Source organism: Chlorobium sp. KB01 (assembly GCF_001975465.1).
GTDB lineage: Bacteria > Bacteroidota > Chlorobiia > Chlorobiales > Chlorobiaceae > Chlorobium.
This window is the reverse complement of sequence record NZ_MPJE01000066.1, coordinates 43,906-69,983: the sequence shown is the minus strand read 5'-3', so window position 1 is coordinate 69,983 and position 26,078 is coordinate 43,906. Positions and strand designations below refer to the sequence as shown.

Sequence of the window (26,078 nt, the reverse complement as noted above, 5' to 3'; positions counted from 1 at the left end):
TTGTTGAGTTATGTCCATACGTACTGAGAAAGTAGCATCACTCCTGCAGCAGGAGCTCGGAGCAATCATGCAGAAAGAGCTCCCCCGAAACGGGCCGATTATCACGGTTGTCGATGTGAAGGTAACGGCCGATCTCGGTATAGCAAGGATATATGTATCCATTATCGGGAGTACCAAAGAACAGGTCGAAGCCATGGCATATCTGCGTGAGGAGACAAAAAGTATCAGAAAGATTCTCTCCGCAAGAATCCGCCACCACTTCCGGCGTATTCCGGAACTTGAATTCCATGAAGATCATCTCTATGAGCGAGCCACAAGGATTGAAGAGCTGTTGAGCAGTGTGCGTAAAAGCACCCCTGAAAACGGTGAAGAGTAAGCTTTTTTGCAGGCAGTGAGTATGGATGAACAGCAAAACAGGGTGCAGCTTCAGGATGAAGGTGCATTTCTCCTGATTGACAAACCGTTGGACTGGACATCGTTTGATGTGGTCGCCAAAATCAGGAATACCTACCGCCAATGCGGTCTGAAGCGCAAGGTTGGCCATTGCGGTACCCTTGACCCGAAAGCCACCGGTCTTCTTATTCTCGCCTCCGGCCGGAAAACCAGGGAGATTTCCACTCTTGAGATTCTTGACAAGGTCTATGACGGCGTCATCAAGCTCGGTGTTATGACGGAGAGCCATGATTGTGAAACCAGTGAATACGGTCACTGCAGTACCGCTCACCTGACAGAGGAGCTGATCAGGCAGACGGCGGAAATGTTTGTCGGGACTCATCAACAGCAGCCTCCCATGTATTCGGCTGCCTGGCACCAGGGCAAACGACTTTATGAACATGCCCGCAAAGGAGAGGTGATACGGGAGAGGAAGGCGAAGGAGATTGTGATCCATCGCTTTGAAATTATTAGGATTGACCTTCCGATGGTCTATTTTGTTCTCCACGTCTCCAAGGGAGCCTATATCAGGGTTATAGCTCATGAGTTCGGCCATGAGCTTGGTACAGGCGGCTATTTGGCCTCTCTGAGGAGAGTGGCTATCGGTCCCTATCAGTTAAGTTCAGCCAAAACTCTGCCCGACACTATTGCGGATATTGTTCAAAGCACCCATCAACCCGATCTGTAAAGGGAGATAACGGAAGTATGCGTATTGTGGAATATGATAATCATCATGTCTGTGGTTTTGGCACTGCCTCTCCTGTCGAATTCCCTGCTATAGCTTCTGCGGTCACTATTGGCTCGTTTGACGGGGTGCATAAGGGTCACCGGATGATTATTGCCCGGCTTGTTGCTCTTGCCCGCAATCGTCAGTTGCGAAGCGTTGTGGTGACTTTTGAACCCCATCCAAGAAGAGTGCTCAAGGGTGCCGTTACCGGTCCGCTTGGATTGCTTACCACACTGGAGGAGAAAATCAACCTGCTTTCGAGGGAGGGGGTTGATCTGCTTTTTGTGGTCCGTTTTACACCGGATTTTGCCCGGCGCAGCTCGGAGGATTTTATCCGCAATGTGCTGGTAAGCCTCATAGGAGCTAAAAGTATCATCATCGGATATGACCATGCTTTCGGACGCGACCGGCGCGGAAGCGGTACGACACTTGAGCATCTCAGCGGGGAGCTGGATTTTGATGTAGAGGTGCTGGATGAACTGCTGATCGGTGATGAGCATTTCTCCAGTACAAGAATCCGCCAACTCCTTGCAAGCGGTCTGATTGCCGAGGCTAATGAGTTTCTCGGCTCTCCCTATATGATCAGCGGCGTCGTTGTTGATGGTGACAAACGGGGGCGGGAGATCGGTTTTCCGACCGTAAACCTTCAGCTTTCCGATCCGGACAAGCTGCTGCCCAGGAGCGGGGTCTATCTTGCCAGAACCGAGCTTGACGGTCGTTCATTCAGGGTTATGATGAATATCGGTGTACGTCCGACGGTCAGTTCAGAGGGGATTACAACCGTCGAAGCCTATATTCTTGGATATTCCGGCGCGCTCTACGGTCGTACTCTGAAGTTCAGCCTTTTTCGATTTATCCGGGAGGAGCGCAAGTTTACGTCACTTGATGAGCTGAAAAACCAGCTTGAAAAAGATAAAAAAACGGTGGAGTTGTATAGTATATAATATTATATTGCAGGTCAATCGATTTAACATAACAAATGAAGAGCTATGAGTCTCACAAAAGAGCATAAAGCGGAAGTTATCCGGCAGTTCGGCGGATCTGACAAGAATACCGGAAAATCTGAAGTTCAGGTGGCACTGTTCAGCCGCAGAATTACCGATCTTACCGGCCATCTTCAGCTGCATCCGAAAGACAAGCACTCCCGCCGTGGACTGCTTATGCTGGTAAGCAAGCGCAAAAAAGTTTTGAATTATATAAAGAATGTTGATATCGACCGTTACCGTAAGGTGATTGCCGAACTTGATCTCCGCAAGTAAGCAGTTCGGTACGAACTCTTGTTGCCCGATCTCTGCAGGGCTTTTGCTCTGCAGGTTATCTTTTTAACAACGAATGAAGCAGGGAAGCCTATGTTGGAAAGTATGACCGGATATGGCAGTGCGGAGTCAGTTGAAAACGGTGTTCGCACGCTTGTTGAGCTACGCTCAGTCAATAACCGGTTTGCAGAAATCAGTGTAAAGCTTCCCCGTCAGTTACTCTCGTTTGAACTTGAAGTCCGCGAAATGATACGGGCCCATTTTCAAAGGGGTAAAATATCCGCGTTTATTCAGGTTCAGCTTGATGAAGAGCAGCCTATAGCTGTCAGTGTCAACGCTTCAAAGGTCAAAGCCTACAAGGGACTGCTTGAGACCCTTCAGAGAGAAGCCCAGCTCACTACACCGGTTACGCTTGAGCATCTGCTCCGTTTCCCGGAAGTATTCGATAACGGTACAACTTCACTTGACCAGATCGAAAAGCTCTGGCCTGTCGCAAAAAAGCTGCTCCAGGAGGCCATAGATCGTCTCAAGGCGATGCGCCGAAGGGAGGGGGAGGAGCTTCTGGTTGACTTCAGTGTACGCATTGCGGAGATTGAACAGACACTCGCTCTTGTTGCCACGCTTTCGGCAGAAAACCTTGAAGTGGTCAGAAAAAGACTGGCGGCAAAAGTAGAGGCAATCGCTTCAAAGGATCTGGCATACAGCAGGGATCGTCTTGAAATGGAGCTGGTTCTTGCTGCCGACAAGCTTGATATTACCGAAGAGTTGACCAGATTCGCCAGTCATAACAAGTTTTTTCTTGAAGAGCTGGGAAATGATGAGAGCGGTACAGGAAGAAAACTGAACTTTCTTCTTCAGGAGCAGCTTCGTGAAGCCAATACCATCGCATCTAAATCCCAGAATGCGGAAATATCCCAGAAAATGGTTCGAATAAAGGAAGAACTTGAAAAAGTCAGGGAGCAACTGCAAAATATAGAGTGATGTTATGGTTGAAGAGCGGAAACGGCAGGGGAAACTGATTGTTTTTTCAGCACCATCCGGTACCGGCAAGTCAACAATTGCCAAACATTTGCTGGAGCGGATTCCTGATATCAGATTTTCGGTATCCGCTACAACCCGTGAGAAGAGGGTTGGTGAAGTAGAGGGGATTAACTATTATTTTCTGAGCAGAAACGATTTTGAGGAGAAGATCCGTAGCGGTGGATTTATTGAACATGAGTTTTTTTTCGGAAACCATTACGGGACCCTGCTTGATAAAACCCGTGAGGTTATTGAGAGCGGCAGCCATCTTCTTCTTGATCTTGACGTCAAAGGCGCACTGAATCTCAAGCGGCTCTTTCCTGAAAACTCGTTATTGATTTTTTTCAAGCCGCCGAGTATGGAGATACTGGAAGCCAGACTCAAAGGGCGGGAGAGTGAAGATGAAGAGAGTCTGAAATTGCGCCTTGAGCGTGCCCGTCTTGAACTTGAGTATGCGGATCGGTTTGATGAGGTGATTGTAAACGACAATCTTGATCTGACCGTGGAGACGGTCACGGAAAAAGTCAGAAAATTTCTTTTATAAACGTCATAATTATAGTGCAATGTCGGTGAAACCTGTTGATTTGAACAAGCTGAGAAGTGCGCACTCGAATTTGTATGAGACGGTAGTTGCGATTTCGAAAAGAGCGAAAAAAATACATGATGAAGAGCGCGCTGATCTTGAAGACAAGCTGCTCCCTTACAAGGAGATGATCCGCAACCCGAGCAGTGAGTCTGAATCGGACAAGATATTTCCTGAACAGATCGCTATCAGTCTTGAGTTTGAAGTCCGTGAAAAGGCCTCGCATAAAGCAGTTGCGGAGTATTTCGAACACAAATATGATTATACCCTGGAGAAAACTGCCGAGAAAAAGCCTGTTCAAGTAGAAGAAGATGATGAAACTGACGGGGATTAATCAGATTACCCTTCGCGTCAATGACCTGCGTCTTGCCGAAGCATTTTATGGTGGTGTTCTTGGTTTCAAGCTTGACCACCGGGTTGGAGCGAATATCTCTTATCTGCGTATCAACTCTGACCTTCTGGTACTGGTAAAAGCCGAAACTCCGGGATCTCCCGAAGCGCGTGATATCAGGGTTGACCATTTCGGTTTCAGGCTCTCCTCCGATGCTGAAGTCGATGCTGCTGCACGCTATCTTGACGATAGTGGTGTACATCTCGTGACCCGACCCGCCCATCGACGTGAGGGGAGGGCTTTTTTTGTCATGGATCCGGACGGAAATCTTGTGGAGTTCTACTCCATGCATGAAGCTGGAATCCAGAAAGAGAGTCCTGATATTGATGTCTCCACTCCCGGTGCGCTTGCAAGTGGAACTCGCCTGAAAGTTTCGGAGGAAAAAGAACTTCAAAAGCCCCGCCGTTCAAGGAAATAAACCCTTTTTGCCGATACCAGGAATCCTGGTTATCCTCCCCAAAAGCACTCTTGCTCTTCCATAAGTCCCATAGGACTTATAAGTCTTATGGGGCCTATAAAAGGATCAAGACGCTTTAGCTTAAAAGCACGTTCACCATTTCGTTTATTAATCAGGCTTGCTGCTTCAGCAGTATTGCTTCAGCTTCTTTCAGTTGTTCAGGGGTATTGATTCCAAGTATCTCATCCGGATTTCCGGTTTTGAAGGCACAAACCCGTTTGCCGCTTGTAAAGCATATCCCGAATACATCGGTCAGATAGTACTCATGCTGTGCATTATTGGTGGTGATCTCTCCAAGTGCCGTAAACAGTACCGCTGCATCGAAGAGATAGATACCGGAGTTGATTTCACTCACGGCGCGTTCCTCTTCAGTAGCATCCTTGTGTTCAACAATTTTCAGAACGATGTCGCTGTTGTTGTGCCGGATGACTCTGCCATAGCCCGACGGATCGGCAAGATCAGCCGTCAGCACGGTAGCGACCGCACTCCGGCTACGGTGAAACGCTATCAGTTGCTGAAGCGACCGGAGTGTGACAAGAGGCGCATCTCCGGAGAGGATGAGTACCTCACCGTCAAAATTCCTCAGCGCCTCTTTGGCCTGCATGACGGCATGACCGGTTCCGAGCTGAGGTTCCTGAAGAGCAACAATGAGAGCGTAGCCGGCAGTCGCTTGTTTTACCTCTTCCGCCTGATGGCCGACAATGAGTACGACCTTTTCCGGGTCAAGTGCGTTTGCTGTGTCGAGAACATACTCAACAAGCGGTTTTCCATTTGCTCTATGCAGCACTTTTGGAAGGTCTGAATGCATGCGCGTACCTTTTCCGGCCGCCATGATGATTACTGCAAGTCCCATAAATATTATAAACTATTGGAGTAAGGGGGAGCTACGATAACGGTTCACTCATTTCGCCGACGCGATGACGGCTTTTGGGGTTATTCTCTCTGTCAACAATAAGAACCATTGGCTTATAGTTTCGAGCCTCATCTTCGTCCATGACTGCGAAGGTCATGATAATGATCTCATCGCCTGCAAGTGCACAGCGTGCAGCGGCTCCGTTGAGCTGAATCACCCTGGAGCCATGTTCACCCTTGATGATATAGGTTTCAAACCGTTCACCGTTATTATTGTTGACCACAAGCACTTTTTCATTGGGGATCATATCTACCATATCAAGCAGTTCATTGTCAATGGTGATACTTCCTTCATATTCGAGATCACCACTGGTTACAATAGCGTTGTGGATTTTTGATTTCAATACATGTAATTTCATGAACAGATTGACTTCATTATTGTTGTATAAATGCTTCGCCGCTTCCCTTGAAAATGCGGTACTTCTTCACCCCCTGATCGCTTTCAAAACCATATCCCCGTATGGTTTCTCCGGGCCTTGTTATCGTTACAAACTTGTCTGAGCGGATCATACGGTCTTTGGCTGTCCGTTTGACATACTCGGTTCTTATAACCGTTGTCACGGCGGAGGTAATGACCACATTACCGGAAGCTTCAATATCCTGATTATCATGAATAACAGCTTTTTCGGCTGTTATTGACGTTGAGGGTAGGCCGTTGACGTCAAAGAAGGTAACCCTGATTCCCCCGTCAAGATGATGTTCATCTCCGGTGTTTGTTCTGTATATCGCACCGTGCCCGGCTTCAATAACGCCCGTCCTGCTACCCGAATCGGTAATAGCAAGCCTCGCCTTCCAGCTTTCCTGAACGGGATGATTGATTCCTATAAAGCGGGTCTCCGGAGAGCGACGCTCCTTTTGAGAAGCGCCGCATCCCGTCATGACGAACAGAAGAGCCAGCAGAAAAAGAACGATGGACTTATCGAACACCGTGGATCATTACTTGATATTCAACTGGTTCATTACCTTGAACGTCAGATCATGATCAGGGGTGCCGTAGACCTGGGCGCCTTTATCAATCACCAGGGTAAATCCGTCCTGCTGGGCAATTGCCTTGACTGCGGAGAGTACCTTTTCACGAATCGGAGTCAGGAGCTCCTGCTGCTTTCTTTCAACAACTCCACCCTGCTCCTGCTGGTACTTCTGGAGTGCCTGAGCCTTGCTGTTTACCTCCTGCTCTTTCTGATCTCTCGCCGCTTTGGTTGTAGCAGCCGGGAGCTGACGGTAAGCCACGACTGATTTCTGATACTCTGCATTCAAGCGGGCAAGCTCTTTCTGGAGAGGGGCTGCCGTAGCCTGCAGGGTGGTTTCCGCCTGTTTGGTTTCAGGCAACTGCTGGATGAGTTTTCCGAAATCAACAACACCAACCTTGCCGGTATCCTGCGCAGCCTGGAGCGAGGAAGGAGCAATGAGCATAAGGGACAATGCCGCCGTAACCATGGCCCGGCGGGAAACGTTTATAAATCCTCCTGAATGATTCATCAATTTCAAGGTTTAGGTTATCATGTTTATGAGCCGAAATTGTATAACGTGTAACAGGACAAAATTATACATTCAAAGGTAATAATTCCCCGATAAAATACGATAAAAAGCTGATAAGCCCGCATGCTTGCCGATATTGTGATGGATCTGTCACAAGATGACGGGATGTGGATGGCTGACAGGCCAGGAAGAGAGCCGGGGCGGGGCTCTGAAGAGTTTCAGGTTTTCTGTATAATTGGCCGATTGCTATATTTTCCGGAAAAACTGTTCAGGCATCTGCATGATCGCGGATTTCATCTCGAGTTCAAAAAGATGTACAAGCAGCAATGAGACATCCATTCCCGTTTCTGCCGCCAGGGTATCGATATGTACCGGCTCTCTCGTCATTCGTTCCAATATAGTCCGTTCATGGTTATTCAGCTTCAGATAGAGATTGTCAGGCGGGAGAGCGGCGGTTTCCGTGAGTGTGCCTGCAAAGTGCGGCCAGAGTTCCGTAATGATATCTTCAACACCCATGACGGCTTTTGCCTGTCCCTGCTGGATCAGCCGGTTTGTTCCTCTTGAGCTCCGGGAGAAAATACTTCCGGGTACGGCGAAAACCTCCCGATTCTGCTCAAGAGCATTTGCGGCAGTAATCAGTGCTCCTCCTTTCAGATCTGATTCTGTCACCAGAGTTCCGGCAGAGATGCCTGATATGATCCGGTTTCTTTTCGGGAATTTTCCCGGAGAGAGTGATGAACCGATCCACTCTTCGGAGATGAGCGCGCCATGCTCTACAATTTTAGGCCATACTTTCCCCTGTGGATCGGTGTAGATGGTGTCAACACCACTGGCAAGAACGGCTACCGTTGTACCTCCATGTTTCAGGGTAGCCAGATGTGCCGTCATATCAATACCGTAAGCCATACCGCTGAAAATGACCGCGCCGAGAGATACCAGCCCCTGGCAGAGCTTTTCGGTACACTCTTTGCCGTATGCAGAAGCCTTTCTTGTGCCTACGACTGCAATGCCGGGCGTGTGTGGATCCGGCAGTGTACCCCGGATGAAGAGGCATGGCGGAGGGTCGTATATCTCCTTCAGAAGGGGCGGATAGTCAGGGTCAAGAATGGTAAGCAGTTTTGCATTGCAGCGATGCAGGGCAGCAATCTGCTCCTCTGCTGCGTTCAGAGCAGCAGCTCTTGTTTCGGAGTGAGCGAGAGAATCATGAATCTGACGTGCAAGAGGTTCTCCTATGCCCGGTATCGTTTTCAACGCGTCAACATCAGCCTGCAGCACATCATTGATGTCCGGCAGGTGGTTGATGAGTGCCTTGATCCTTGATGGTCCGATTCCCGGAATAAGGGTCAGAGCCAGAAGCAACATGCTCTTTTCCATGGTACGCTTCCGTTGAAAGAAGCGGGAAACTCAGAAATCCCTCTTCATGAGAATGTTTGAAAATCCTTTTAGGTACTCTCTTCCTTCGGCATAGGGGAGCGAGTCAATGGCTGAGAGAGCCTCTTCGGTAATCGTGTTGATGAGTGCTGCAGTCTCCTCAAGTACACCGCACCGCTCATAGATGGCTTTTACTTCCGGTACCCTGTCGGCACTGATCCCTTTATTCATGAAGATGGAGTGAAGGAGATCATGTTCCCTGCCTGAGGTCAGTTCAAGTGAGCGGAGGAGAAGATAGGTCTTTTTGCCGTTCATGACATCGCCGCCGGCAATCTTGCCTGATTTGCCGTCGTCCGCCATGATATCGAGATAGTCATCCTGAATCTGAAATGCCCGTCCGATTTTTTCTCCGAAGAGTACCAGGTTTCTGAGCTGTTCATCTGTAGCATTTCCGGCAACACCTCCGGCTTCAAGCGCGGCTGAGATCAGGCGCCCTGTTTTCTTGGCAATCATGTCAAGGTAGTCGGCAATTGTTGCATCTTTTTTCTTTTCGAGTTCCATATCGAGAGCCTGTCCTTCACAGATTGTGATATTGGCATCGTTGAGAATGTGAACCAGTTCAGCGTGACGGCTGCTTTTCGCCTGAAGTGCAAGCTCGTAAGCGTAGGCAATCATCATATCTCCGGAGAGTATCGCCGCATTGACGTTCCATTCAAGGTGAACAGTCGGTCTGCCATGGCGAAGGTCGGCCTGATCCATGATATCATCATGCATCAGGGTAAAATTATGCAGGACCTCAACAGCAAGAGCAACATTGAGGGCATTTTCAGAAGAGCCGGAGACGGCTTCAGAAGCAAGGAGAGTCAGGAACGGGCGGATTCTTTTCCCCTTTCCTTCCAGAATATACCTGGCTGGCTCATAGAGTGTTACCGGAGATTGTTTTTCAAAACATGTTCCGAGAGCATCATTGATTTTGGTGTGGTAGAGCCGGTACTTTTTCTCGACAAGTTCCTGTGTAACGGGTATATTCATGGTGAAGTCGGTCATTGTTTTACGATAAGGCTTTTGCACCGGAGCTCCTCGATGGTAGCTGCTCCGGTGAGAAACATGACGGCCCTGAGATCGTTCAGCCATGATTCAATGGTCAGTTCAAGCACTCCTTCATGGAGCGCTTTCAGCAGATGGCCTGCCGATGCTCCGAGATTTGCGCCAAGCGCCAGCGATTTTGCAATATCCATTCCGCTCTTTATACCACCTGAAGCGATGAGCTCTACGGTGCTGAAAATTTTGTTCGATATTTTCAGGGCTGCGATCTCTTTCAGGCATTGAGCTGTTGGTATTCCCCAGTTCAGCAGCTCTTCAAGCGCAGGGGTGCTGAAACGGCTCTCAGTGCCGAACTGGCGTGTATAACGGATCTCTTCAACTTTCTGCCAGCTGGTTCCCCCTGCGCCTGCGACATCAACAGCCTTGACGCCGGCCTCGAAAAGCTGAGATGCCGCCGCGCCCGAAATACCGCTCCCGACCTCTTTGGCAATTACAGGAACAGGGATTCTGGCCGTTAGTGTGCTCAGATGATCAAGCACATGGCGGAAATCCGTATTGCCTTCAGGCTGAAAAAGCTCCTGTGCGGCATTGAAGTGAACAATGAGTCCATCGGCTTCAAGGAGATCAAGCATGATGCTGATATCGCTATCCGTAAGTCCTTTTGCGATCTCCGGTGCGCCGATATTGGCAAAAATCTGTATTGATGGTGCGTACTTTCTGACTATGGCAAAGCTTTCACGGTGTGAACTGTTTTCAAGTGCCTGACGCATGCTTCCGACACCGAGAGGAATTCTGAACTGCTCTGCCGTTTCGGCAAGGCGCTGGTTCAGATATGTCGCTTCACTGTATCCTCCCGTCATGGAGGAGATCATGAGCGGAGCTGCTATTGTGCGGCCAAGGAACGTTGTTGAAAGGCTGATATCGGCAAACGAGAGTTCAGGCACGGCATTGTGCTCAAATTCGTAGCGCTCAAAACCGGTGGTTTTGCCGCTGAAGGCAATATCGCCATGCAGGCAGATCTCCACGTGGCTATGCTTGCGCTCAATTGTTATATTGCCTGCTGTTTCGCTCATGCGCCTGACGATAGCTTGCTTTCTTTATGATGCCGGATTTTAATGGTATAACTTAATAAAAATATCCCATAACTTATTGGCACCTAAAGAAATTATCAGGAGTCACGCCAATGCCTGATTCAAAGCAGCAGGCCACACTACTCTTTATTGCTGTTCGCTACGCTCTTATCATGCGGGTCAACCATGTTTAAAACATTGTTCGATATAGCAGTACGGCATCTGCTCGGGCGGCGGCGGCAGACACTCACAACCATATTCGGAGTGGCAGTGAGCACCATGGTGCTGATCACAACCAACTCCCTTACGCGCGGTCTGCTTGACTCCTTTATTGAAACCATTGTCAATGTTGCGCCCCATATCACCGTCAAGGGGGAGAAGATGAACCCGGTGCCGGTCAATATACTTGCCGGCCAGAAGGAGTCCTCTGTTGCCATTGTAGAAGATAATATCCAGAAGCTGGAGCGTGATGAGGTGCGCAATTACGGCCAGCTTCTCGGTGTTTTCAACCTGCCCCAGTATAACAGGCAGATCGTTGCCGCCTCTCCCTATGTTGAGTCACAGGTAATGGCGGTAAAGGGGAGCCGCAACCAGCCGCTTCTGCTCAAGGGCGTCATGATCGACAGGGAGGATGCCATCAGCGGAATTCGAAAAAAACTGACTTCCGGTGATATCACCCTCTATGAAAAAACACCCAATGCTCTTCTGGTGGGGCGTACGGTAGCCAGGGATATGAATCTCCAGCTTGGTGATGATGTGGTTATTATCCCCTCTTCCGGAAAGAGTCGTCAGTGCAAGGTGGCCGGTATCTTTTTTTCCGGCGTCAATGCTGTCGATAATGGTGTTCTCGTCTCTCTTAAACTTGGTCAGATCATTGAGGGACTTCCGGCCAACAAGGTATCGGGGATTGCCCTGAAGGTTGCTGATCCATTCAACAATGCAGCGCTCTCAAGAGAGCTGGAGAAGATAACCGGTTACCGCTGCCTGACCTGGCAGGAGGAAAATGAAAGTGTGCTCTCCCTCTTTAAACGTATCGGCTATATCGTCTTTTCTCTCGTTGCCTTTGTCGGCGTTGTCTCGGGTTTCGGAGTAGCCAATATTCTGGTTACGACGGTTTTTGAGAAGAGTCGTGACATTGCCATCATGAAGTCGTTCGGATTTTCAGCCCTGCAGCTTGTCAGTATGTTCGTTCTTGAAGGGTTTATTGTGGGCCTCGCCGGTGCCCTGACAGGGGGTGTTCTTGCCATAGGCTCTATCAATCTCTTTGCAAGCCTGCCTGTTGAGAGCTCCCAGGGACCTCTGACCAAAACAGGCTTCAGTATGTCCTACAATCCCATATATTTTTTTATAGTCATCGGGGTCACTGTGCTTATCAGTACGCTTGCAGCTATTCTCCCTTCCGCAAGAGCGGCGAAGCTGGAGCCGGTTAGTGTGCTTCGCGACAGCAGTTTGTAACGCTATTTTTGTTAACCTGTTGCGCAGTTTGATTGTATCGCTTAAGGGCTTTAAAAAAGGACTAAAAGGACGAAGATTAAAATTGCCAAAAAGGACGATCACACAGGATCGCCCCTACATTATTTCATGTTAATTCGTGCAATTCGTGGACAGCCTCTTCCTCTTTCAATCCAAAATCTCTTCGTTTTCTTTTCGTGTAATTTCGTCTGTTTCGTTGTTCAATAATTTTCAAACCTCTTTTTGAGTGGTCTGTTCGGGGTGCTGCAGGAGGTAGAGCTTGTAGTAGAGGCCCCGTTTTGCCAGAAGTTCCTGATGGTTGCCGGTTTCCCGGATCACGCCCTTGTGCAGAACGATGATCCGGTCAGCTTTCTGCACGGTTGAGAGCCGGTGGGCTATAATAATCGAGGTACGCTCACTCATGAGTTTCGCCGTTGCCGCGTCAATCAGTGTCTCTGTTTCCGTATCAACGGAGCTGGTTGCTTCATCAAGTACCAGAATTTCCGGATTGTAGAGCAGTGCCCGCACGAATGCGATCAACTGTTTCTGGCCGGAGGAGAGGCCGGTGCCGTTTTCAAGCACCCTGTACTGGTAGCCGCCGGGGAGCTGCTCGATAAACCGGTCTGCTCCAACCACTCTTGCGGCTTCCCGCAGGGCTTCGTCGGAGACATCGGGATTGCCGAAGGCGAGGTTTTCGCGAATGGTGCCGGAAAAGAGAAAGACATCCTGCATGACAACTCCGACAAGTTTTCGCAGTGAACTGGCCTCGATTTTCCGGATCGGGATGTCGTCAATGGTGATGGAGCCCTTGCTGAAAGGGTAGAGTTTGGAGAGAATATTGATGATTGAGGTTTTCCCGCTCCCGGTTGCCCCGACAATGGCAACTTTTTCGCCATGCCGGATATCGAAGGAGATATTCTTGAGTATCCAGTTATCGCCGTCGTAGGCGAACCAGACATTGCTGAAACTTATTTTCTCCCTGAAGGTTGAGACGGGCTGCACTTCTGCAGGGTTTTCAATCCCCTCCTTTTCATCAAGCAGTCTGAAGATCCGGTCTGATCCGGCAATTGCCGTCTGAATAACGTTGAACCGGTCGGAAAGGTGCTGAAGAGGGCGGAAAAAGAGCCATATATACTGCACAAACGAAATAACCACTCCAATGGTGAGGTCAGCCTTGAGCAGGCGTACGCCGCTGTACCATATCACCAGACCCGCCGCCGCAGCACTCAGCACTTCAATAAGCGGATAGTAGATGGAGAAATAAAAAACCGTGCGGATGTTAGCATCCCGGTGATCGCGGTTAATGGCGGCATAGTTCTCATATTCCTGCTCCTGGCGATTGAAGAGCTGTACGATGCTCATGCCGGTAATATGCTCCTGAAAGAAGGTGTTCAGGCGCGCAAGATGGGTTCTGACATCCTGAAACGCAACCCGTACCCTGTTTTTGAACAGGATGGTTGCATAGAGCATGAGGGGGAGAACGGCGAGTACAATAAGAGTCAACTGCCAATCTATCCACACCATCAGGACAACGATAAAAAACAGCTGCAGGATATCACCGAGAATCGTGATAATGCCGCTTGAGAGCATCTCGTTGAGCGATTCAACATCACTTGTTGTTCTTGTGATCAGTCGTCCTATGGGATTGCGGTCATAAAACCGTGCCGGCAGTTTTTGCAGATGGGTGAAAATATCCATCCGGAGGTTGAATACGGCCTTCTGGCCGATAATCTGGGTTAACCATGTGGTGATATACTGCTTGATGCCGTCAAGCAGTATGGCTCCTGCAAGCAGGATGCTGATAAAGGCGAGTCCCCTGAGATCGCCACGTGCGATATGGTCGTCAATGGCGATTTTTGTCAGATAGGGTCGAAGCGGACCAAGAAAAGAGCCTGCAATGGTAATTGCAACAGAGGCAGCCACAAGGGTTTTAAATGGCTTGATATAGGCGAAGAGACGGGAGACAATATAGCTGTCCACCGAGCCTTTTTTCTCTATGCCAAGTGTTTCGTCCTGTTGTGTCCGGAAGCTTTTGTTCTGCTCTTTACTCATTATTTTTCATCCAAATACCTGCCGTTTGCAGCCATTTCAGGGGTCATTCATGGCCCTGCGTTCGTTTCTCTATATCCCTTTTCAGTGTATCAGCCAGCGCTTCAGCCTCCTCTTTTGACGGCGCTTCGGAATAGATGCGGATAATTGGTTCTGTGTTCGACGGACGCAGATGCACCCAGCTGCTGGAAAAATCAAGTTTCAACCCGTCAAGAGCGCTTGATTCAGCTTCAGGGTATTGCAGGGCAATATCGGTCAGAATATTCTCGAGCGATGAACGGTCAGTTTTTCCGAGCGTAGTTTTCTGCTTTGACATCACATAGTCGGGAAACTCTTTTCTGAAAGCTGAAAGAGAGCCGTTAGGGTTTGTTGTGCGCCAGTGGGTGAAGGCTTGTACAAAGAGCGCTATGCCGACTAGAGCATCCCGGCCGTAGTGCAGTTCGGGAAGAATTATTCCTCCGTTACCTTCGCCGCCGATAACGACCGATTTTTCTTTCATCAATTCGATCACGTTGGCTTCTCCGACTTTTGCGCTATAGCATTCGACGCCGTACCTTCCGGCAATATCTCTCAGTGCACGGCTGCTGGAGAGGTTGTTTGCCACAGCGCCGCTGTGCTTTTTAAGATAAAAGTCTGCGCAGGCTACAAGGGTATACTCTTCGCCGAAGAGGGTCCCGTCTTCACAGATGAGTGCGAGTCGGTCGACATCCGGATCAACAACAATGGCAAAATCGCATCCGCTCACTTTGAGTCCGGCGATGGTTGCCGAAAGATTCTCCTCAATCGGTTCAGGATTGCGGGGGAAGAGGCCGCTGCCGCCGCAGGCAACCGGAACGATATGCTCCATGCCGAGCTTTCTGCACAGCTTCGGCACTACGGCATAACCGGCACCTTCAACACAGTCCACAAGTACCCGGAACTGCTCTTTTGCTATTGCTGCTGTATCAACAAAAGAAAGTTGCAGAATCTTTTCGATGTGCAGGTCGTCATAGCGGTCATCATGGGTGATGGCGCCGATATGATCCCATCCGGCCGGGCAGAACTGCTCTCTGTCTGCTATTGCAAGCAGCTCGTCAACCTCCGTGGCAGTCAGAAACTCGCCAAGGTGGTTGAGCATTTTCAATGCATTCCAGGCAACAGGATTATGGGATGCGGTAATGATCAGCCCTCCGTCGGCACATTCGGAGGTGACGGCAATCTCTACCGTTGGTGTTGTTGCGATATCAAGGTCGATAACGTCACAGCCGCAAAGCACCAGAACATTGCTGACAAGATCACCGATAGCCTTGCCTGTAGGCCGGGTATCCCTGCCGATGACTATCCTCGGACGTTTTGTCCGGTCATCCTTACGGCGAAGAATCCATGAGGCAAAGGCCATGGCAAAAGCGGTAAGATTTTTTGGGGTAAGGCTTTCACCGACTATACCGCGTATGCCGGAAACGCTGATCATCAGGCTCATAAGAATCAATGAATGAATTGAAAAAGATCTGGCGCAATATAAGGAAAAAGGGCCGAGTTCTGAATGCCGTTCCTTGCCGGAATGGAGCAGGCATGCACCGGGGTCGGCTTGTACTGAAACCCGAAGAGCGTGGCGGGGCTTTTTCAGGATTTCTTGATACTCTTTTGATTATTTGCTCCTTTCTTCTATATTATATGCCCTTTGTTATTGAAGCAAGGAGGCTTTTGAAAAATTTTATATCCTAACAGCAACCGTATATGCCTTTACACAAATCGGCTGAAAAAAGACTGCGGCAGTCAGAAAGAAGAAATGCCAGGAACAGAGCAAGGAAAAAAGAGCTTAAAGTTCTTGTCAAAAATATGCAGAAACTGATTGATACCCGTGCAGACAAGGCGGAAGTTGAAGTCGCCTATCGTTCGGCTGTTCAGAAACTCGATCGTCTTGGCGTCAAGAACTATATCCATGCCAATAAAGCATCCAGAAAGAAGTCTCAGCTGACTCGTCTTTTGAACAGTTACGGCAAGGCCGAGTAAGCGTTGAATGCCAGCTTTGCAGTTCAATACTGATCTTCATTCTCTGACATCCGGCCTGAAAAATCCGTAACAGACGCGCTGTTAGCGGCTTTCAGTCCGGGTTTCCATTCCTTCTCTCATGTTTGCATATTTTCGTGGCAGGCTTGTCTCACTCCTGCCGGAAGAGGCGGTTGTAGAGGTTTCCGGTATTGCCTACCGGTTTCTTATCTCCGCGAGCACCAGCCGACAACTGCCAGAAACGGGCAATGAAATATTGCTTTATTCCCATCTCTCGGTCAGAGAGGATGCTCATCAGCTTTATGGTTTTATTACAGAAGCTGAGCGGCAGTTGTTCCGCCTGCTTATACTGACTTCCGGTGTGGGGCCAAAGCTTGCTCTTGCGGTTCTTTCCGGCCTGCAGGTTGCGGAAGTTTATGACGCAATTCTCGCGAACACTCCTGAACGGCTTTACGGGATCACCGGTGTGGGCAAAAAGACCGCCGCACGCATAATTCTTGAACTGCGGGATAAAATCCTGAAGCTTTCTCCTGCCGGCACTATTGCGGCACCGGCAGCACAGCTCTCCTCCCGGATGAGGGATGATGCAATCAATGCCCTTGTGACTCTCGGTTTCTCCAGAGTTACGGTACAGAAAGCTGTGGACTCCATTCTTGAAAAACATTCCACTCTCAGTGTTGAGGAGGTAATCAAATCAGCTCTTGTTTCAATTCATAACAGTTAGCAGATAACGGTGACCTATCAGGACGCGCTTGATTTTCTCTACCCGCTTCACCGGTTCGGCATAAAGCCGGGTCTTGACGTTGTGCGTACCTTGCTTGATCATCTTGGTTCTCCCGAAAGAGGTCTCGGTCTGGTGATTCATATTGCCGGTACGAATGGAAAAGGGACCGTTGCCGCCGCTCTTGCATCAATATTCCAGGCTTCCGGCAAAAAAACCGCACTCTACACCTCTCCTCATCTTGTTGATTTCAGTGAAAGAATGCGCATCAACGGAGAACCGATTCCCGGAGAGCGGGTGGCCTGTTACTGTTCACAGCTCAAACAGAGAGCGGCCGGTACTCATTACACCTTTTTTGAAGCAACAACAGCGATAGCCTTCGCCTGGTTTGCTGATGAAAAGGTTGATGTTTCCATTATCGAGACAGGCATGGGCGGGAGGCTCGATGCTACCAATATTCTGGATCCAGACTATGCCGTTATTACAAGCATCGGGCTGGATCATACCGATTGGCTTGGAGAGACCCGTGCACTGATTTCGGAGGAAAAAGCGGCCATAATAAAAAAAGGGTGCAGGGTTTTTACTGCGGTTTCCGATCCGGAAGCTTTTCAGCCGATATCCTGGGTGGCTGGATTGCATGAAGTATTGCTCTTTGTTGCAGGTCAGGATGCGGTCTGGAGTGTTCTCTCTGCCGAAGCAGGAGCGCTTCAGCTTGACCTCCGCACGGCTTCAGGGTATTATCCGGCTCTTAAAGCGCCCCTGAGCGGATCGTTTCATGCCTCCAATGTTGCACTTGCAGTGATGGTTGCCGAGGATGCAGGTGTTGCACCGGCATATATCTATGCAGGTCTTGAGCAGCTTTTACGGACCGGTTACCGGGCAAGACTGGAGAAGATAGGAGAGCATCCCGCAGTGCTCCTTGATGTCTCGCACAATTCCGATGGCATGTGCCAGACGGTCAATGCCATCGCTGATTTCCGGAGTGCATACCGGGCTGTACACGTTATTCTTGGTCTGGCTTCGGACAAGGATGCCGTTTCGGTTATCAGGGAGCTTGCCCGTCTTGACTGCGATTTATATCCGGTCAATATTCCCTCGGAACGCAGCGTTCCAGCTGAACAGCTTGCCCGGCTATGCATTGATGAGGGCAATGAGGCAACGGTGTTTAAAACAGGAAGTGAGGCGCTCGGGTATCTGAGGGAGTATTCGAAATCCGATGACCTGATTCTTGTGACCGGATCATTTTATCTTGCCGGAGAGATCATTGCTTCAGGTTACTGAAGCGTGCTGCGGTTTGAATGAGAGTTTTTTTACGGAAAAAGTTTTATATTTTAGTCAAGCCACATAAATGCTTCATTTACCCAAGAGAGACATCCGTTTCATAATTCCTTGTTGTGATTATCCCTTTTTCAATTATAGAAACTCTTCCCCTGTCATCTTCTTTTTCCCTGCTTTCATGTTGCATGAAAACGCGTTAAAGCTAACTCCCGTCGAAGATGCTGGTTTTGACCATGATTGTGGATATGCCGTCCGGATATGACGGGCTATCCTCATCTTTTCCTGTTTATTTTTTTTGAATAACAAGCGTTGAATCCCATTACAATGTCGAACAATCCGGTTTTTAAAGGTCTGGACATCAATATGCTCCAGAAAAAGAAAGTTTTTGAACTGCATGCTTTAGCCAAAGAAATTGGTGTTATGGCGGCAGGGTTGCGGAAGGAGGAGCTGATTTTCAAGATTATCGAAGCCCAGTCTCAGAAAAACAGCGATTCTGAAAGTGGCAATGTCATGGTCAATACCGGTGTTCTTCAGGTTATCCCGGAAGGGTACGGTTTTTTACGCTCAGCCAACTACAACTACCTCTCCTCTCCTGATGATATATATGTCTCTCCTTCGCAAATCAAGCGCTTCAACATGCGTACCGGTGATACGGTATCCGGCCAGGTCCGGGCACCGAAAGAGGGTGAGCGTTTCTTTGCACTGTTGAAGATCAACACCATTGATGGCAATGATCCCGAAATCACAAGAGAGCGTCCCTATTTTGAAAATCTCACCCCTCTTTTTCCCCGCGAACGGCTCAAGCTCGAAACCAGGCAGTCGGAATACTGCGGGCGCATTATGGATATTTTCACTCCAATCGGCAAGGGGCAGAGAGGTTTGATTGTTGCGCAGCCGAAAACCGGCAAGACCATGCTCCTGCAGATGATTGCCAATGCGATTATCAAAAATCATCCCGAGGTCTACCTTATTGTGCTGCTCATTGATGAACGTCCTGAAGAGGTAACCGATATGGCACGCAGTGTGCCTGCCGAGGTCGTCAGTTCAACGTTTGACGAGGATCCTGAACGCCACGTCCTTGTAGCTGATATGGTGCTGGAGAAGGCCAAGCGGCTTGTAGAGGTTGGCCGGGATGTTGTGGTACTGCTCGACTCTATTACCAGGCTGGCACGGGCTCATAATACCATCATTCCACACTCCGGAAAAATTCTCTCCGGTGGTATTGATGCCAATGCGCTGACCAAACCCAAGCGCTTTTTCGGTGCAGCCCGTAATATTGAGGAGGGGGGCAGTCTTACTATTATAGCCACAGCACTTGTTGATACCGGTTCGCGTATGGATGATGTTATCTTTGAAGAGTTCAAGGGTACCGGTAATATGGAGCTGCTGCTTGATCGCCGCCTTTCCGAACGGCGGATTTTTCCTTCCATTGATATTCTCCGTTCCGGCACCCGAAAGGAGGAGCTGCTCTTTTCACAGGAAGAGCTTTCCAGAACATGGCTTCTCAGAAAATATCTTGCCGACAAGAATCCGATCGAATGTATGGAGTTCATGCGAGAGAAAATGGCCGATACAAAGGACAACAAGGACTTTTTCAAATACATGAATGCATGATTGTGCTCTCAAGCCGGACGGGATCGTTTGCAACACCATTATTTAAAATGAAATACTGTTTAAGGATGAATTTGTATTTGCGCTTTTGGGAAAACTTCCTATATTATCTGCCTTTAAAACAAGTGGAAAGACATTTACTACATGCCCTGCGGAAAAAAAAGAAAACGTCATAAAATGGCGGTACACAAGCGCAAAAAGATGCGTCGCAAGAACCGGCACAAGAAGCGCTTGAGATACCAGAACAAATAAGTTCCGGTACGTCTGTACTTTTGTTATTGGTTGAGAATATAGCTCAGTCGGTAGAGCATCTGCCTTTTAAGCAGAGGGTCGAAGGTTCGAGTCCTTCTATTCTCACTGATGTGTATTGTTATTTCTGGATTTTGACAAGCCCGAGTGGTGAAACTGGTAGACACACTATCTTGAGGGGGTAGCGCCGAAAGGTGTAGGAGTTCGAATCTCCTCTCGGGCACTTGTTCATCATTAAAGCCGCGTTTTCGCGGCTTTTTTTTTGCATTTTTTTCTTCTCCTTCGCTCTTATTTTGTCTATACAGAAGCATCTCAAGGGAGATCGTTCTGTTCTAACAGTCAGGAATCAAGGGAACCCATCATGAATATTGCTGTATGTCTCTGTCAGGTGCCTGATAGTGCGTCGGTTATCGGTTTTGCTGACGGAGCATTAGACCGTTCGAGAATCAACGAGGTTATCAATCCATACGACGAGTATGCCCTTGAGGAAGCGGTGAGCCTTAAAGAGCGTATTGCGGGGAGTTTGGTAACCGTCTTCACTGTTGCTCCTTTGTCGGCAAAAGATATGCTGCGCAAAGCGCTTGCACTGGGAGCCGACCGGGCAGTTCTCGTGAGTGCAACTGAACCCTCTGATCCCTATCTGAGAGCCCTGCAGTTGAAGAGTGCGCTGATGGAATTTTATGAAGGGATTATTCCCGACCTTGTTTTTTGCGGGAAAAGCTCTACCGACTTTCAGAGTGCACAGGTTCCTTCAATGCTTGGAGCATTGCTGGGTATAGCATCCGTAAGCGGCGTAACTTCGCTGAATCTTTCGGGTGAGCATCTGCATCTTGAGCGGGAGATTGAGGGGGGGGTTGAGCAGATTGAGCTTCACTATCCTGTCGTGATCAGTGCGGAAAAAGGGTTGAATCAGCCCCGGAAAACAACGGTCAAAGCCGTCATGGAGGCCAGGAAAAAGCCGATAGATCTTTTAACTGTATCGGTCGACGTGGCTCCTCTGGTTCTCATGAGTGACCTTAAAGCGCTTGAACGGAAAAAAGTATGCCGATTTGCAGAGGATGAAAAGGATCTGGTACTGCTCCTTTCCAATGAGTTCCCTCTTTTTTCGGGCGATTAATAAACCGTTACCATGACAAAATTTCTGGTATTTCTGGAGCAAAGGGAGGGGGTTCTGAAAAAATCCTCTATTGCTGCATGGAACAGGGTTCAGGAGTTCGCGGCTTTATCTGCGGGCGCAATAGTGACCGGACTTCTTGTCGGCCCGTTGGACAGGCAGCCGATTGGCGATCTCCTTGCCGGAGACGGGGTCGTTTATCATGCAAATGCAGAGCTGCTCCGCCCGTACCAGCAGGAATCCTATACCCGCATTGTTGCCTCGATGATCACGCAGGAGAGTATTTCCGCACTCTTTTTTGCTGATTCATCTCTAAGCAGGGATCTGGCTCCTCGACTTTCAGTCTTGCTTAAGGCTTCACTGCTCTCGGGAGATCTTCTTTTCAACCGGCAGGGGTATCCTGACGGTTCTTTTCGTCCGGTTTATTCGGGTTTGGCCACGGCTTCGTTCTCACCGCAACGAAATATCAGCATCTATACTCTTTCGCCTTCGCGGGGAATGGTCACCCGCTCTTCTGCCGACGGCACCGTTCAGGTGATGCCGACAGCGCAGCATCACCACAGCAGCGATAACCTTCTTGCTGAACTTCGCAGGATTGTTCTTCGCCAGAACAGCCTTGATATTGCCGAAGCCGGTATCATTGTTGCCGGAGGCAGAGGAATGGGGAGCAGCGCGGGCTTTGCCCTGCTTGAAGAGCTTGCAGCTCTTCTTGGCGGAGCAGTCGGCGCGAGCCGATTTGCTGTTGATGAAGGGTGGCGAGCTCATGCTGAGCAGATAGGTCAGACAGGCAAAACGGTTGCGCCGCAACTCTATTTTGCCTGTGGAGTCTCCGGTGCTCCCCAGCATCTTGCAGGGATCGCTTCAGCAGGAATTGTTGTGGCAATAAACAGTGATCCGGATGCATCAATTTTTCAGGTTGCAGATTATGGTATTGTGGGTGATGTGCATCTTGTGCTGCCAAAACTGATCGAAGCGCTAAAGGAATTTTTGAAGAAGAAATGATTAACAGTACCTTATGGTTAATAAATATCCGGATAGGCTTTTCATTTTCGGGTATAACGTAAAATATTTTTTGTAAGCCGATGCGTAAACTTCAGGTAGATATTCTCGGACTTTCTACCAGTCCACATACCAATGGAGCATATGCCCTTATTCTTTATGAGTTGGAGGGAAAGCGCAAGCTTCCAATTATTATTGGCGGGTTTGAAGCACAGGCCATTGCACTGAAACTTGAAAACATAAAACCCCCGCGTCCCTTTACTCACGATCTTTTCAAAAATATAGCCGATGCATTTCATCTGCATGTCAATGAAATCATTATTGATGAGCTGCATAATGAAACCTTCTATGCCAAGGTTGTCTGTGAGGTAAATGGTGAAGTGCATGAAATCGACGCCCGCCCGAGTGATGCCATTGCTATTGCGGTGAGGTTCAATGCACCCCTTTTTGTTACTGAAGAGATTATGAATGAGGCCGGTATAAGAGAGGAGCAGAAGGAGGAGGGAGAAGAGGAGATCCCGGCTGAAGCCGAAGAGGAGATGCCGCTGGTATCGTCAAGTCTGGATACACGGCTTGATGAACTTCAGAATGCGCTTAATGAAGCGATCAGCAATGAGAACTATGAAGAGGCGGCAAGACTTCGTGATGAGCTGTCGCGCCTGAAAAGCAGCTCTTGAGATGGTATGGTTTTTTTGAAAAAAAAAGGAGGTTCGAAGCCTCCTTTTTCAGGTTCATCTGTTCAGATCAGAAGCTTACCCGAAGTCCAAGCATGGCGCTGTGGCTTGAGAGAGCCGGATTGTCAACAGTTGTAAAGTAGCGATACCGTGCATCAAGCTTTACCTTGTCACCGATCGGCGCGGCAAGACCGGCACCAAACTGGTATGCCAGATTGGTATTGTTGCTTCCTACGAAATTTGCTGAAGCTTCAGCCACACCAAGTCCACCGGTTGCATAGAGATCAACACCGCCAAGGTCGATGTCATAGTAGCCATTGCCCATGAGTGTAAGAACTTTCACATCGTTTGTGTTGGCTTTATAGCCGTTACTCTGGTAACCTACTTCAGCCTCAACCCGGTTGCTTCCGTAATCACATCCAAGTGCAGCTGTTGCTGCCAGACCTGTGTCCAATAAGCCGCTGTTGATTTTCGAAGCACCACCGAAAAGGCTTACATATCTGTCTGCAGCCAGAGCTGGTGCAGCCGAAAGAGTCAATCCCAAAGCTGCAATAAGCAGTGAATAAGTTTTCTTCATCATCTCTCCTGTGTTAGGTTAAATTTCCGTACCGTATCATACTATAGAACATAGGTTAACTCTGTATAGTTCACTTTAATTTACAAATTACCGTACTATGATCATAGTTGATTTCATTCATTCGCCGTGCCGAAGCTGAAGAGAAGTCCCCATCCCTGTTTTGTCTTGGCCGGAATGCTTTTAACGGCATCAAATCCGTAACCATAATCAAGACCTATCTGCCCGATAACCGGCAGGTAGAGTCGCAGGCCAAGTCCGGCAGATTTTTTCAGGTCTGAAAAATTCACTTCCCCTTTGCTACGCCAGAGGTTACCTGCCTCAACAAATGCAAGTCCATAGATACTTACCGATTGAGACATGGTGATCGGATAGCGCACTTCCGAAGTGAATTTGGAATAAATCTTTCCTGCATAGAGGGTGGAACTGGAGCTGGTGCTGCCGAGAGGTGAACCAAGACTCCGGTCGTCATATCCCCTGAGCGGTATGGTAGGAAGGTTGGACATGCCGCTGCCTCCCATATAAAAATATTCGGTATAGGGGATATAATCACTGTCACTGAATGTTGAGAGGTAGCCGTGCTGTGAGGAGAGGTTCAGTACCAGTTTTTTTGAGATCGGGAAGAACCAGCTGGAGTTCACCGATAATTTATAGAAATCAACCGAACCGGGAAGCGGGCCTCCGGCGAGCTGAGCCGTGAAGATATTTTTACTTCCTTTTCTGGGATAGATCGGGCTGTCGATACTGTTGCGGCCAAAAGTCTGCGTTATGGAATACTCATTGGCTTCTGTCGGGGCATCAGCAGGCAGATCGATAAAACTGAGAAATCCGCCTTTGCTGTTCAGATATTTCAGCTTCCAGTTGATGGAGAAATAGTCGTCAGGCCAGGTCAGTCGTCTTCCGACAGAGAGTGTTGTACCCAACTGGTCAATGACCGTCGGGTTGTCGACGCTGTCATTGGTATAATCGTATGCACTATGGGTTTTAAAAGCTGTAAATCCTACGTTTGTCGGGCCGCCGAATGCCCATGGCTCAGAAAATGAGAGGCTTAACGTGTTATAATTATAGCTGCCAAACTGCCATTGCAGTCCGAGTTTCTGACCGTCACCGTGCGGCAGGGGGTTGTAGGCTTGCGGGTTGAAAATATCCTTCAGGGAGAAGTTATTGAAGGTGACACCAAGGGCACCGGTGAAGCCGGTGTTCCCGTATCCTACCGAAGCGTTGAAGGTGTCGGTCTGCTTTTCCGTTACACTGTAGGTCAAATCAACCGTGTTGTTCTCCGGGTTCTGCTGAACGTCCGGTGATATCCGATCCGGCTCAAAGTAGTTGAGCATGTTGAGCTCCCGGATACTGCGCACCACATTACTGCGGCTGAACATATCTCCCGGTATCGTGTAGAGCTCGCGGCGGATCACATGGTCCTTCGTTTTGCTGTTGCCTTTAATGTTGACGGTATTCAGCTGGAACTGCTCCCCCTCCCGTAAGGAGATCGCCAGATCTACGGAGTCGGGTTTTACGACTTTTTCGTCAAGTTTTGCATTGAATGCCAGATACCCGCGATCCAGATAGAGTGAACTGATATCACTGTTGTCCTGGGAATAATTCAGCCGTTCCTGAATCATTCTGGCATTGTAGACATCACCCTTTTTGATCCTGAAGTTGTTGTTGAGTATTGCTGTTGTAGCAAAATCCTTGGTGTTTCCACTCCATGTAATGTTGCGGATAGAGTATTTGCGGCCCTCTTCAAGGAAAATGTCAAGAAATACCCCTTTTTTATCAGCGGTGTAGCTGAGCGAATCACGAAGAATTCTTACATCACGATAGCCGTTGTTGCGATAAAACTCTTCGAGAAGGTTCTTGTCATCGCTGAATTTATCCTTGTCAAGCTTTGGTGCGCCGAAGATTTTGCGCCACCAGGAGTTCTGGGAAGTCTCCTTGAACACCCCTTTCAGTTTATTCTGACTGAAAGCCGTGTTGCCATGAAAGGTTATTTTTTCTATAGCTACCTTTGCCCCCTCACTTATTGTATAGTGGGCGGAGACATGATTTTTGCCATTATCCTTCAGAGTAAACTCTGCACCGGCGGTCAGATAGCCCTTTGTGGCATAGAGCTTTTCGATCTTATTTGCCGCAGTCAGCAGATCCTGCTCGCTGATTTTCTGACCCGTTACAAGCGCGGTTTTGGTAAGCAGTTCATCACTTTTGTACTTTCTGTTTCCCTCAAAGGTTACCTTATCAAGAATCCGCAGTTCATGTACCGTAAACCTGAGGGAGATCCTGCCCTGGCCGAGATCGTTTTTTTCAACACTGATATCGCTGAAGCGCTGGAGCTGCCAGAGGTATTGCATTGCTCCGGAGAGTTCCGTTCCGGGTATGGTGATCCGGTCATTGACTTTGACCGGAAGGCTTGCCGTTAATTCCTGCTCACTCAGTGTCTCCAGTCCGACAAAAGATATTTTTGCTACCGTGAACGAATTCTGTTTTGCTTCAATGGCTTTCGCCGGTTCAGTAACCTTTGTGCGTTTTTTTGCCTCAACAGTATTTACAGTAAAATTTAATGCAAGGGCCGTCAGAACTAACGTTATCAGTGGTTGCGTTTTTTTCATGAATTACGTAGGTATCAATC

Annotated in this window: 27 protein-coding genes and 2 tRNA genes; 18 read left to right on the top strand and 11 right to left on the bottom strand. The window is 48.7% G+C overall.

Annotated features, from left to right (window positions below; all coding sequences use genetic code 11):
• The first annotated feature begins 10 nt into the window (after positions 1-10).
• The 8 genes from rbfA (at position 11) to BOO20_RS06820 (ending at position 4,827) form a co-directional block, all read left to right on the top strand.
• Positions 11-376: a 30S ribosome-binding factor RbfA gene (gene rbfA / locus BOO20_RS06855; RefSeq protein ID WP_076791581.1), complete on the top strand. Its 366-nt coding sequence runs from the start codon at positions 11-13 to the stop codon at positions 374-376.
• Between the two features lie 21 nt (positions 377-397).
• Positions 398-1,120, top strand: coding sequence for a tRNA pseudouridine(55) synthase TruB (gene truB, locus BOO20_RS06850; RefSeq protein WP_076791579.1), 723 nt, complete (start codon positions 398-400; stop codon positions 1,118-1,120).
• 17 nt (positions 1,121-1,137) lie between these two features.
• Entirely contained in the window at positions 1,138-2,103 is a 966-nt protein-coding gene (locus BOO20_RS06845; protein ID WP_076791578.1) for a bifunctional riboflavin kinase/FAD synthetase, read from the top strand.
• A 45-nt stretch (positions 2,104-2,148) separates the two neighbouring features.
• Positions 2,149-2,418 (top strand): 30S ribosomal protein S15, encoded by a 270-nt coding sequence (gene rpsO, locus BOO20_RS06840; protein ID WP_076791576.1) that lies wholly within the window; start codon positions 2,149-2,151, stop codon positions 2,416-2,418.
• A gap of 90 nt (positions 2,419-2,508) precedes the next feature.
• Positions 2,509-3,396, top strand: a complete 888-nt coding sequence (locus BOO20_RS06835; RefSeq protein ID WP_076791662.1) for a YicC/YloC family endoribonuclease — start codon at positions 2,509-2,511, stop codon at positions 3,394-3,396.
• Between the two features lie 4 nt (positions 3,397-3,400).
• A complete protein-coding gene (gene gmk, locus BOO20_RS06830) occupies positions 3,401-3,979 on the top strand; it encodes a guanylate kinase (RefSeq protein WP_076791575.1) in 579 nt (192 codons plus the stop codon).
• Positions 3,980-3,998: 19 nt separating this feature from the next.
• The gene (locus tag BOO20_RS06825) at positions 3,999-4,352 is read left to right on the top strand and encodes a DNA-directed RNA polymerase subunit omega (RefSeq protein WP_006366049.1); all 354 of its coding nucleotides are present in this window, start codon (positions 3,999-4,001) and stop codon (positions 4,350-4,352) included.
• Entirely contained in the window at positions 4,330-4,827 is a 498-nt protein-coding gene (locus tag BOO20_RS06820) for a VOC family protein (RefSeq protein ID WP_076791573.1), read from the top strand. The genes BOO20_RS06825 and BOO20_RS06820 overlap by 23 nt, the downstream gene beginning before the upstream one ends.
• 151 nt (positions 4,828-4,978) lie before the next feature.
• Here the strand turns inward: BOO20_RS06820 and BOO20_RS06815 are convergent, their stop codons facing one another.
• The 7 genes from BOO20_RS06815 to fni form a co-directional block, all read right to left on the bottom strand.
• Positions 4,979-5,719, bottom strand: coding sequence for a sugar phosphate nucleotidyltransferase (locus tag BOO20_RS06815; RefSeq protein ID WP_076791571.1), 741 nt, complete (start codon positions 5,717-5,719; stop codon positions 4,979-4,981).
• A gap of 31 nt (positions 5,720-5,750) precedes the next feature.
• Entirely contained in the window at positions 5,751-6,137 is a 387-nt protein-coding gene (panD, locus tag BOO20_RS06810; RefSeq protein ID WP_076791570.1) for an aspartate 1-decarboxylase, read from the bottom strand.
• A 16-nt stretch (positions 6,138-6,153) separates the two neighbouring features.
• On the bottom strand, positions 6,154-6,705 hold the full coding sequence (lptC, locus tag BOO20_RS06805) for an LPS export ABC transporter periplasmic protein LptC (protein ID WP_076791568.1): 552 nt from the start codon (positions 6,703-6,705) through the stop codon (positions 6,154-6,156).
• Between the two features lie 9 nt (positions 6,706-6,714).
• A complete protein-coding gene (locus BOO20_RS06800) occupies positions 6,715-7,257 on the bottom strand; it encodes an OmpH family outer membrane protein (protein WP_006366044.1) in 543 nt (180 codons plus the stop codon).
• 246 nt (positions 7,258-7,503) lie between these two features.
• Positions 7,504-8,631, bottom strand: a complete 1,128-nt coding sequence (dprA, locus tag BOO20_RS06795; protein WP_076791566.1) for a DNA-processing protein DprA — start codon at positions 8,629-8,631, stop codon at positions 7,504-7,506.
• Positions 8,632-8,661: 30 nt separating this feature from the next.
• Positions 8,662-9,660 carry a polyprenyl synthetase family protein gene (locus BOO20_RS06790; RefSeq protein WP_076791661.1) on the bottom strand — a complete coding sequence of 333 codons (999 nt, stop codon included), beginning with the start codon at positions 9,658-9,660 and terminating at the stop codon, positions 8,662-8,664.
• A gap of 11 nt (positions 9,661-9,671) precedes the next feature.
• On the bottom strand, positions 9,672-10,745 hold the full coding sequence (gene fni, locus BOO20_RS06785) for a type 2 isopentenyl-diphosphate Delta-isomerase (protein WP_076791564.1): 1,074 nt from the start codon (positions 10,743-10,745) through the stop codon (positions 9,672-9,674).
• Positions 10,746-10,928: 183 nt separating this feature from the next.
• Here fni and BOO20_RS06780 point away from each other — a divergent pair, with 183 nt between their 5' ends.
• Positions 10,929-12,197: an FtsX-like permease family protein gene (locus BOO20_RS06780; protein ID WP_076791562.1), complete on the top strand. Its 1,269-nt coding sequence runs from the start codon at positions 10,929-10,931 to the stop codon at positions 12,195-12,197.
• Between the two features lie 228 nt (positions 12,198-12,425).
• Here BOO20_RS06780 and BOO20_RS06775 read toward each other — a convergent pair whose 3' ends face one another.
• Positions 12,426-14,246: an ABC transporter ATP-binding protein gene (locus tag BOO20_RS06775; protein WP_076791561.1), complete on the bottom strand. Its 1,821-nt coding sequence runs from the start codon at positions 14,244-14,246 to the stop codon at positions 12,426-12,428.
• A gap of 43 nt (positions 14,247-14,289) precedes the next feature.
• Positions 14,290-15,702 (bottom strand): phosphoglucosamine mutase, encoded by a 1,413-nt coding sequence (gene glmM, locus BOO20_RS06770; protein WP_076791659.1) that lies wholly within the window; start codon positions 15,700-15,702, stop codon positions 14,290-14,292.
• Positions 15,703-15,959: 257 nt separating this feature from the next.
• Between glmM and rpsT the strand changes: the two genes are divergently transcribed.
• The 9 genes from rpsT (at position 15,960) to BOO20_RS06720 (ending at position 22,881) form a co-directional block, all read left to right on the top strand.
• A complete protein-coding gene (gene rpsT / locus BOO20_RS06760) occupies positions 15,960-16,235 on the top strand; it encodes a 30S ribosomal protein S20 (protein WP_006366037.1) in 276 nt (91 codons plus the stop codon).
• A 118-nt stretch (positions 16,236-16,353) separates the two neighbouring features.
• Complete coding sequence (ruvA, locus tag BOO20_RS06755; protein WP_076791558.1) at positions 16,354-16,956, top strand: Holliday junction branch migration protein RuvA; 603 nt, start codon at positions 16,354-16,356, stop codon at positions 16,954-16,956.
• Positions 16,957-16,965: 9 nt separating this feature from the next.
• On the top strand, positions 16,966-18,234 hold the full coding sequence (locus BOO20_RS06750) for a folylpolyglutamate synthase/dihydrofolate synthase family protein (RefSeq protein ID WP_076791556.1): 1,269 nt from the start codon (positions 16,966-16,968) through the stop codon (positions 18,232-18,234).
• A gap of 321 nt (positions 18,235-18,555) precedes the next feature.
• Positions 18,556-19,845, top strand: a complete 1,290-nt coding sequence (gene rho, locus BOO20_RS06745; RefSeq protein ID WP_076791555.1) for a transcription termination factor Rho — start codon at positions 18,556-18,558, stop codon at positions 19,843-19,845.
• A 281-nt stretch (positions 19,846-20,126) separates the two neighbouring features.
• Positions 20,127-20,199: transfer RNA gene (locus BOO20_RS06740), tRNA-Lys, on the top strand.
• Positions 20,200-20,232: 33 nt separating this feature from the next.
• Positions 20,233-20,314 (top strand) — tRNA-Leu (locus BOO20_RS06735).
• 138 nt (positions 20,315-20,452) lie between these two features.
• A complete protein-coding gene (locus tag BOO20_RS06730; RefSeq protein WP_076791553.1) occupies positions 20,453-21,208 on the top strand; it encodes an electron transfer flavoprotein subunit beta/FixA family protein in 756 nt (251 codons plus the stop codon).
• A 12-nt stretch (positions 21,209-21,220) separates the two neighbouring features.
• Positions 21,221-22,207 (top strand): electron transfer flavoprotein subunit alpha/FixB family protein, encoded by a 987-nt coding sequence (locus tag BOO20_RS06725; RefSeq protein WP_076791551.1) that lies wholly within the window; start codon positions 21,221-21,223, stop codon positions 22,205-22,207.
• An 80-nt stretch (positions 22,208-22,287) separates the two neighbouring features.
• Positions 22,288-22,881, top strand: a complete 594-nt coding sequence (locus BOO20_RS06720; protein WP_076791550.1) for a bifunctional nuclease family protein — start codon at positions 22,288-22,290, stop codon at positions 22,879-22,881.
• 67 nt (positions 22,882-22,948) lie between these two features.
• Here the strand turns inward: BOO20_RS06720 and BOO20_RS06715 are convergent, their stop codons facing one another.
• Together BOO20_RS06715 and bamA are read right to left on the bottom strand one after the other, a co-directional pair.
• The gene (locus BOO20_RS06715; RefSeq protein ID WP_233120915.1) at positions 22,949-23,458 is read right to left on the bottom strand and encodes an outer membrane protein; all 510 of its coding nucleotides are present in this window, start codon (positions 23,456-23,458) and stop codon (positions 22,949-22,951) included.
• Positions 23,459-23,568: 110 nt separating this feature from the next.
• Positions 23,569-26,058 carry an outer membrane protein assembly factor BamA gene (bamA, locus tag BOO20_RS06710; protein ID WP_076791548.1) on the bottom strand — a complete coding sequence of 830 codons (2,490 nt, stop codon included), beginning with the start codon at positions 26,056-26,058 and terminating at the stop codon, positions 23,569-23,571.
• Positions 26,059-26,078 lie beyond the last annotated feature (20 nt).

What these genes read in the sequence shown, in the direction of transcription:
- rbfA (WP_076791581.1), top strand. Translation starts at nt 11, where the DNA reads ATGTCCATACGTACTGAGAAAGTAGCATCACTCCTGCAGCAGGAGCTC.
- truB (WP_076791579.1), top strand. Translation starts at nt 398, where the DNA reads ATGGATGAACAGCAAAACAGGGTGCAGCTTCAGGATGAAGGTGCATTT.
- BOO20_RS06845 (WP_076791578.1), top strand. Translation starts at nt 1,138, where the DNA reads ATGCGTATTGTGGAATATGATAATCATCATGTCTGTGGTTTTGGCACT.
- rpsO (WP_076791576.1), top strand. Translation starts at nt 2,149, where the DNA reads ATGAGTCTCACAAAAGAGCATAAAGCGGAAGTTATCCGGCAGTTCGGC.
- BOO20_RS06835 (WP_076791662.1), top strand. Translation starts at nt 2,509, where the DNA reads ATGTTGGAAAGTATGACCGGATATGGCAGTGCGGAGTCAGTTGAAAAC.
- gmk (WP_076791575.1), top strand. Translation starts at nt 3,401, where the DNA reads ATGGTTGAAGAGCGGAAACGGCAGGGGAAACTGATTGTTTTTTCAGCA.
- BOO20_RS06825 (WP_006366049.1), top strand. Translation starts at nt 3,999, where the DNA reads ATGTCGGTGAAACCTGTTGATTTGAACAAGCTGAGAAGTGCGCACTCG.
- BOO20_RS06820 (WP_076791573.1), top strand. Translation starts at nt 4,330, where the DNA reads ATGATGAAACTGACGGGGATTAATCAGATTACCCTTCGCGTCAATGAC.
- BOO20_RS06815 (WP_076791571.1), bottom strand. Translation starts at nt 5,719, where the DNA reads ATGGGACTTGCAGTAATCATCATGGCGGCCGGAAAAGGTACGCGCATG.
- panD (WP_076791570.1), bottom strand. Translation starts at nt 6,137, where the DNA reads ATGAAATTACATGTATTGAAATCAAAAATCCACAACGCTATTGTAACC.
- BOO20_RS06800 (WP_006366044.1), bottom strand. Translation starts at nt 7,257, where the DNA reads ATGAATCATTCAGGAGGATTTATAAACGTTTCCCGCCGGGCCATGGTT.
- dprA (WP_076791566.1), bottom strand. Translation starts at nt 8,631, where the DNA reads ATGGAAAAGAGCATGTTGCTTCTGGCTCTGACCCTTATTCCGGGAATC.
- BOO20_RS06790 (WP_076791661.1), bottom strand. Translation starts at nt 9,660, where the DNA reads ATGAATATACCCGTTACACAGGAACTTGTCGAGAAAAAGTACCGGCTC.
- fni (WP_076791564.1), bottom strand. Translation starts at nt 10,745, where the DNA reads ATGAGCGAAACAGCAGGCAATATAACAATTGAGCGCAAGCATAGCCAC.
- BOO20_RS06780 (WP_076791562.1), top strand. Translation starts at nt 10,929, where the DNA reads ATGTTTAAAACATTGTTCGATATAGCAGTACGGCATCTGCTCGGGCGG.
- BOO20_RS06775 (WP_076791561.1), bottom strand. Translation starts at nt 14,246, where the DNA reads ATGAGTAAAGAGCAGAACAAAAGCTTCCGGACACAACAGGACGAAACA.
- glmM (WP_076791659.1), bottom strand. Translation starts at nt 15,702, where the DNA reads ATGAGCCTGATGATCAGCGTTTCCGGCATACGCGGTATAGTCGGTGAA.
- rpsT (WP_006366037.1), top strand. Translation starts at nt 15,960, where the DNA reads ATGCCTTTACACAAATCGGCTGAAAAAAGACTGCGGCAGTCAGAAAGA.
- ruvA (WP_076791558.1), top strand. Translation starts at nt 16,354, where the DNA reads ATGTTTGCATATTTTCGTGGCAGGCTTGTCTCACTCCTGCCGGAAGAG.
- rho (WP_076791555.1), top strand. Translation starts at nt 18,556, where the DNA reads ATGTCGAACAATCCGGTTTTTAAAGGTCTGGACATCAATATGCTCCAG.
- BOO20_RS06730 (WP_076791553.1), top strand. Translation starts at nt 20,453, where the DNA reads ATGAATATTGCTGTATGTCTCTGTCAGGTGCCTGATAGTGCGTCGGTT.
- BOO20_RS06725 (WP_076791551.1), top strand. Translation starts at nt 21,221, where the DNA reads ATGACAAAATTTCTGGTATTTCTGGAGCAAAGGGAGGGGGTTCTGAAA.
- BOO20_RS06720 (WP_076791550.1), top strand. Translation starts at nt 22,288, where the DNA reads ATGCGTAAACTTCAGGTAGATATTCTCGGACTTTCTACCAGTCCACAT.
- BOO20_RS06715 (WP_233120915.1), bottom strand. Translation starts at nt 23,458, where the DNA reads ATGATGAAGAAAACTTATTCACTGCTTATTGCAGCTTTGGGATTGACT.
- bamA (WP_076791548.1), bottom strand. Translation starts at nt 26,058, where the DNA reads ATGAAAAAAACGCAACCACTGATAACGTTAGTTCTGACGGCCCTTGCA.